Source organism: Frankia sp. CoWAU3 (genome assembly GCF_977971855.1).
The window spans coordinates 5,949-7,525 of record NZ_CDWWXB010000184.1; the positions used below are offsets into that span (position 1 = coordinate 5,949).

Sequence of the window (1,577 nt, forward strand, 5' to 3'; positions counted from 1 at the left end):
GAGGCCCCGCGTTTCGCCTTCCACTGCCCCACGACCGCCCTCATCCAGCACGACCCGCAACCATGGCAGAAGGTAGCTGGCCGTTACCGAGAATGGCTCAATGGCGTCGCTGGACATCCTGCTCTCCTCTGGATATGGGTTGAGGGGGGCGGCGCGGTCAGGCCACGGCAAGTGCGGAGGTGACCCGAACACCGATGATCATCTGGCGTACTGCTTCCGCGGCCCGTGCCCGCAGTTCGGACATAGACTCCACCGAGTAAAAGGCCGCGTGCGGACTGAGCAATGCCTGTCCGTGGCTGCGCAGCCATTGAGGAATCTCCGGCTCTCCCTCAACCACGTCCAGGCCGACGCAGCCCGGCCGCTCCTCGGCAAGGGCGTCGCGGAGGGCGGAGATGTCGATCAGCGCGCCCCGCGCCGTGTTGATCAGGATCGATCCTCGCTTCATCCGGTGCAACCGCTCCGCGTCGAGCAGATGGCGGGTCTCCGGGGTAAGGGGCACATGCAGGCTTACAGCATCGGATTCCTGGAGCAGTTCATCTAGATCATGCCGGCGCTCGACATTGAGGGCCTTCTCAATGCCGGGGTGGTTGTACGGGTCGTGGAAGGCTACCCGCATGCCGAATGCCGTCGCCCGTCGCGCCACCGCGAGCCCGATGCGGCCTAGTCCGACGACTCCCCACGCCATTCCCCTCAGTCGGCGTGCAGCGCCGATCGCACGCCAGTCCCACTTGCTTTCGCGCACATGCTCCTGCAGGCTCTGCAGCCGACGTGCCAGGTTGAGGAAGAGCGCTAGGGTGTGATCGGCGACCTCCTCAGTACCATAATGGGGGACGTGGTACACCGGAATGCCGTTAGCCCGGGCCGCGTCGGTGTCGATATGGTCGTATCCGACGCTCGCACACACGACAGCGCGGCAGGTCTTGTTTCGCTCGAAGAAGGCTGTGTCCAAGGAAACGCGATGCCAGAGAATGATGTATTCAGCGTCGAGATCGTATAGCCGATAACGCTCTTCGTCTGCGAGAATCAATGGACGAACCAGACCCTCTGGCGCGATGATCCGCTGTTCCAGTTCAACTGTGTCGACGTATCCCGCGCCGGGAGCGTCGACAACGACGACGGACGGATTGACTCGGTACATGGGCTTGGTTCCCGTAGCCGCGCTGGTGCCGATCACGTGACTCCATTCCGTGTGTGCCATGCATCGTCCGCCTCGCTCGGGATGATGTCGCAGTCGAGGACGGGGATACCCAGTGTTCCAGCGAGTCTCACGTCAGCAGAAATTCTGTTTTTCGCAGCATCGAATATATCCCGATATTCGAAAACGAGAATCTCCGGATTACGTCACCACGCTAGCATGAGATCTCGCAAGGTGTGTGACATTTTGCGCGTATCAATGCGTTAATCTTAAGAGGTGCCACCACTGGGTGTCAACCCCAGGGTGAATTCAACCGGTCGTCGCAACACCTCGATCCGGAGGTGCGTGAGTAAACATTCACCTGCTTTATCGATCTTGCTGTGGGTGACGGTTCACGGGCATGGCTGTGGGCCGCGCCGGGCGGGGTGGTTGGGGTCAGGTG

General features: G+C 61.4%; 1 protein-coding gene. It reads right to left on the reverse strand.

From position 1 onward, the window contains the following. Positions 1 to 157 precede the first annotated feature (157 nt). Complete coding sequence (locus tag AC08ON_RS14595) at positions 158 to 1,174, reverse strand: C-terminal binding protein (RefSeq protein WP_476608024.1); 1,017 nt, start codon at positions 1,172 to 1,174, stop codon at positions 158 to 160. Positions 1,175 to 1,577: the final 403 nt, after the last annotated feature.